Source organism: Nocardia sp. NPDC004573 (assembly GCF_053602135.1).
On record NZ_JBSGDA010000058.1, the window covers coordinates 1 to 4,396 of the forward strand.

Annotated in this window: 6 protein-coding genes; 3 read left to right on the forward strand and 3 right to left on the reverse strand. The window is 67.2% G+C overall.

The genetic code is table 11. The annotated features are described in order from the left end of the window. On the forward strand, positions 1 to 188 hold a 188-nt coding region (locus tag ACWEKR_RS35425; protein WP_452358218.1), incomplete at its 5' end, for a hypothetical protein. A 117-nt stretch (positions 189 to 305) separates the two neighbouring features. Here ACWEKR_RS35425 and ACWEKR_RS35430 read toward each other — a convergent pair. From ACWEKR_RS35430 to ACWEKR_RS35440, 3 genes are all read right to left on the reverse strand, one after another. Further along, positions 306 to 1,658, reverse strand: coding sequence for a phosphoribosyltransferase family protein (locus ACWEKR_RS35430; protein ID WP_452358219.1), 1,353 nt, complete (start codon positions 1,656 to 1,658; stop codon positions 306 to 308). A gap of 123 nt (positions 1,659 to 1,781) precedes the next feature. Further along, the gene (locus ACWEKR_RS35435) at positions 1,782 to 2,675 is read right to left on the reverse strand and encodes a universal stress protein (RefSeq protein ID WP_452358220.1); all 894 of its coding nucleotides are present in this window, start codon (positions 2,673 to 2,675) and stop codon (positions 1,782 to 1,784) included. Positions 2,676 to 2,703: 28 nt separating this feature from the next. Beyond that, positions 2,704 to 3,006 carry a DUF1918 domain-containing protein gene (locus ACWEKR_RS35440; RefSeq protein WP_452358221.1) on the reverse strand — a complete coding sequence of 101 codons (303 nt, stop codon included), beginning with the start codon at positions 3,004 to 3,006 and terminating at the stop codon, positions 2,704 to 2,706. A 425-nt stretch (positions 3,007 to 3,431) separates the two neighbouring features. Here ACWEKR_RS35440 and ACWEKR_RS35445 point away from each other — a divergent pair, with 425 nt between their 5' ends. Both ACWEKR_RS35445 and ACWEKR_RS35450 read left to right on the forward strand, forming a co-directional pair. Then, on the forward strand, positions 3,432 to 3,734 hold the full coding sequence (locus ACWEKR_RS35445; protein ID WP_452358222.1) for a hypothetical protein: 303 nt from the start codon (positions 3,432 to 3,434) through the stop codon (positions 3,732 to 3,734). A 52-nt stretch (positions 3,735 to 3,786) separates the two neighbouring features. Continuing rightward, the coding region (locus tag ACWEKR_RS35450; protein ID WP_452358223.1) for a universal stress protein at positions 3,787 to 4,396 on the forward strand (610 nt) is incomplete at its 3' end.

Sequence of the window (4,396 nt, forward strand, 5' to 3'; positions counted from 1 at the left end):
GGCACCTTCACCATCACCGCCGCTACCGGGCCGGACGGCAGCCCCGCCGGCACCCGGCTGCACTGGCAAGTACCGCTGCGCTGACCTCGAAGGCGCGCCGCACCACGTCGCACCACGCCGGCACGCATCCGCAGTACAGCAGCCCCATGCTGGTGGTTGTCCACCACTACGTCGGCCGTACGGCGTGACGTCGAGTTATGGCTCGACCGGATCGGCCCACCGCCCGCAACAGCGAACGCACGATCAGCAACCCGGATCGCAGGCGCGCTTCGAACCGCCGCCACCGGGCAGAACCGCGATCGGGGTCATCGCCGTGCGTGTGTCCGTCCATTTCCGCTGTCGGCCGCCGGTGCGGGCGCAAGCTGAGCGACCAGCCAATCACGCGCGAGCTCGGCGACCTTCTCCAATGCACCCGGCTCGATGAACAGATGCGTGGCACCGGGCACCACGGTCAGCACCGTCTCGCACGACATCTCCTGCGCCGCAGAACGGTTGAGCTCCAGTACGGGACAGTCGTATCCGCCGACGATCAGCAGCGTCGGCGCGCGCACCGCCGAGAGCGCCGATCCGGCCAGATCCGGCCGTCCGCCACGCGACACCACGGCGGCGACAGGCACACCGGGATCGGCCGCGGCTCGCAATGCCGCCGCAGCGCCCGTGCTCGCCCCGAAGTACCCGATCCGCATGCCGGTGATATCCGCCCGGCCGAGCAGCCATCGGGTCACGTCGATCAATCGCCGCGACAGTAGCGGGATATCGAAAACTCGTGCCCGATCCATCTCCTCTTCCGGAGTGAGCAGGTCGAAGAGCAGGGTGGCCAGCCCGGCTCGGTTGAGCACCTCGGCAACGAGACGGTTGCGGGGGCTGTGCCGGCTGCTGCCGCTGCCGTGCACGAAGATCACCATCCCGAGCGGGTCCTCGGGAACGCTGAGGTGTCCGGACAGTCTCGTTTCTCTTGTCCGAATCTGTATGTCCTCATCACACAGCGGCGGATCATCGGGGGATGTCCGGTGCAGCGTGTGGCCGTCTCCCGCAGCTCGGAGAAGCAACTCGACCTCGGCGTCGGTGACTTGGCCGAAGCTGCGGTACCAGCGGCCGACAGCGGCGAACCACGTGGGCGACTCCAGACAGACCACCTCGTCGGCCACCTCCTGCAGCGCCGACAGCGTGTCCCGCGGAGCGACGGGAACGGCCAGGACGACACGTTGTGCGCCGTGTGCCCACGCCACCCCGCAGGCGGCTCGAGCCGTCGCACCGGTGGCGATGCCGTCATCGACTACGACGACAGTGCGGCCTAGCAGCGGAATACGCCGATGCGTACGCCGCAGCCGTTCGGTCCGTCCCCGAAGTTCTGCACGTTCGCGCCGTTCTACCGTAGCGATCTCCTCGCGGGTGAGCCTGGTGTACCCGACGACCACGTCGTTGATCACTTGGACGTCATCTTCGCCGATCGCGCCGAATGCGAGTTCCGGCTGGTATGGCACACCGAGCTTGCGAACCACGATCACATCCAGCGGCGCATCCAGCGTCCGCGCGACCTCGTAGGCCACGGGGACGCCGCCGCGCGGCAGTCCCACCACGACGACATCCTCGCCCCGGAGGTACTCCAGCCGACTCCCCAGACGACGTCCGGCGTCGCGGCGATCATCGAAGAACATCGCAGACCTCCTTCCGCGCCTCAGTGTTGTCTTCCGCACTTCGAGCCGGGCAGGTCCGATCGTCGCCGAGTGGAGAGCCGTTGGTCCCGCGATGTCCGCGAGCCGCCTTCCGCATCCCTGGTCTCAGGTTCGAGCGACGATGATCGGGCATTCCACCGACTTCGCCAGGGCGGACGTGATGGAGCAGGGCAGCACTCCGGTCGCACCCTTGCGATTACCCCTACGACTGCCTACCACCAGCAGCTGCGCGCTGCGCGATTCCTCCGTCAGACAGCGAACCGGACTGTCGTGTACCAAGATCCGCCGTACCGATACCTCCGGATATCGCTCGCCGAACCCCGCAAGACTCTCCGCCAGCGCCGCGTCTTCCAGCTCCCGCACGGCGTCCCAGGTCGGAATGAGATTCGCCCCACGCGTATCGCTCCACGCGTGCAGAGCGATCAACTCCACCTCGCGTCGCGAGGCTTCTTCGAACGCCAGCAGCACAGCCGGTAGGCAGTGGCGTGTTCCGTCCACTCCGACCAGGACCGGTTCACTCACCGATTCCGCATCTGTAGCGGGCGCGGAGCGAACGATGCCGACCGGGCATTGGGCGTGCTTGATCACCGCTGCGCTCACCGAACCGGGCAATCGTCGCCTGAACGCCCCCAGACCGCGGTTGCCGACGACCACCATTCGCGATCCTCGCGAACGATCGATCAGATAAGTGGCGACCGGCTCATCGATCAGGTCGGCTTCCACCGGCAGTGTCTCATCAAGTGCGGCCTTGCGAGCCACGTCGCAGGCCTCGGCGAGAACTCGCTCTGCGGTCCGGCGCCGCACCACGTCGGTGTCGACCGAACGAGGTACCGGACCGAAGCCGGTTCGAATAGAGGTGACGATGGACAGTTTGCGCCGGTACAGCGCCGCATCCGCTGCGGCCCACGCCACGGCGTAGTAGGAGACGGCAGAACCGTCGACGGCGACGACGGTGGGCCGGCCGATCTGTTCGCACGGTGGGATTGCGTTCTCCGTCATAGTGTTCACCCTGCCGGTACTGTCCTGGTCAAGCTTGCGCTGACTTCGCGGCAGGTGTGCTTCCTCGATAGTGCCTGGAGGACAGGCGCGGCTGCGCGATGTCTTCCTGCGCACGCAGTTGATCACGAGTGACTACGTGTGCGTCCGGCCCGGGGAAGGTCAGTGCCCGATGGCCCGTATCGGTCCAATGCACCATATAAGGCGGCGTTCCGTCGGTGCCGTGCACTTCCTCGATGAGCCCGTGCCGGACCGAACCACCGAGATTGCGACCTTCGACTATCAGCCAGTCCCCTACCTTCGCGTACATGGGGTCGACCTCCTCTGCTGCCATCCCGACCCATCGTCGCAACCTGCCGCGAACCGACGGTAGGGCCATTGGTCGCAGGTCGACGCTGCACTCCACACCGTGTGGGGGCCATTGGTCGCTCTCCCGGCCAACACCGATGCCCGCGATCCGTACCCTGCCATTCGGCGCATACTCGGATATCGGACCGAGCATGCCCTGACGCCGGTGGGGAGGCCCGCATGCGTGCAGATGATCCCGTTGTCCGGGCATTGTCGAATACGGCACTCCTATGAGACGGCCGCCCGGTCCGTGCACTCCGGGTTGCACAGGCAGGCTCTCAGTGTCGTCACGTACGGCTCGGTCGGTGGCGGCCCGGTCCGGGACAACTCTCGATGGAGGGTCCTCGGACGTTCCGGCCGGGGCCATCGGACCCTAGGCGCGCCATGGACATCGGGACGAGTCTGATGCTCATGTCCCCTTCGAGCGATTCACTCGAAGCGTCTTCGCACCTCGCCCGCCGGATCGTCACCGAGCCGCCGACGCGACTGCGCGCGTTGCTGCGCGAGAAGATCAGTGGCGAGCCGGGCGCGCTGACCGAGCGACTCGACGAGCCGGAACACCGGGTCCTGCTGCTCGGTGACACCATCGCGGTTCTCGCTCGCGGGCTCGAACAGTTGCCGAGCATCGACGATCGACGCCGGGCCGACGCGGCCCAGCAAGCTCACCGCATCCTCATCGCCGAGCATCTCACCACCGCCTCCGCACCGCAGTGACTCGCGACGGCCCCGAGGCGCACCGGCCCAGGCAAGCAGAGAGGCGAAACAGATGTCCGCGATCAGCAATCGGCCTGTCCTGGTCGGCGTCGACGGCTCACCCGTCGCGCTTGCGGCACTGCGCTGGGCTGCCATCGATGCCGCTCGGCGCACCGTGCCGCTACACCTCATCTACGCGATCGGTGTGCTCGGTGACTTCGGATCGGGCTTCGAACTCGGCCAGTTCGACTTCGACAGCTATCGGCAAGGCGGGCTGGACGCGCTCGAAACCGCCCGCGCGACCGCCATCTCCGAATCCGCGCCGATCGCCGAACTCGAGATCACCACCGAACTGGTGGACGCGCCCGCGATCCCGGTCCTGCGCGATCGCTCGAAGGCCGCGCGACTGCTCGTCCTGGGCACCCACGGGCTCGGCGCCATCAACCGCAGACTCCTGGGTTCGGTGAGCACCGCCCTGGCACGGCACGCGGCATGCCCGGTCGCGGTCATCCCGGAGACCACCGCGCCACCGGACAGACCGGTGGTGGTCGGCGTAGACGGCTCACGCAGCAGCGTGCAGGCCATAGAGATCGCCTTCGATGAAGCCGCTTTCCGCGGCGTCGAACTCGTCGCGGTGCACACCTGGTCGGGTTTCCTGCGCTTCGAATCATCCGACCAAATGC

Excerpts from the sequence above, each read along its gene's own strand:
- ACWEKR_RS35445 (WP_452358222.1), top strand. The coding sequence starts at position 3,432 with ATGTCCCCTTCGAGCGATTCACTCGAAGCGTCTTCGCACCTCGCCCGC.
- ACWEKR_RS35440 (WP_452358221.1), bottom strand. The coding sequence starts at position 3,006 with ATGGCAGCAGAGGAGGTCGACCCCATGTACGCGAAGGTAGGGGACTGG.
- ACWEKR_RS35430 (WP_452358219.1), bottom strand. The coding sequence starts at position 1,658 with ATGTTCTTCGATGATCGCCGCGACGCCGGACGTCGTCTGGGGAGTCGG.
- ACWEKR_RS35435 (WP_452358220.1), bottom strand. The coding sequence starts at position 2,675 with ATGACGGAGAACGCAATCCCACCGTGCGAACAGATCGGCCGGCCCACC.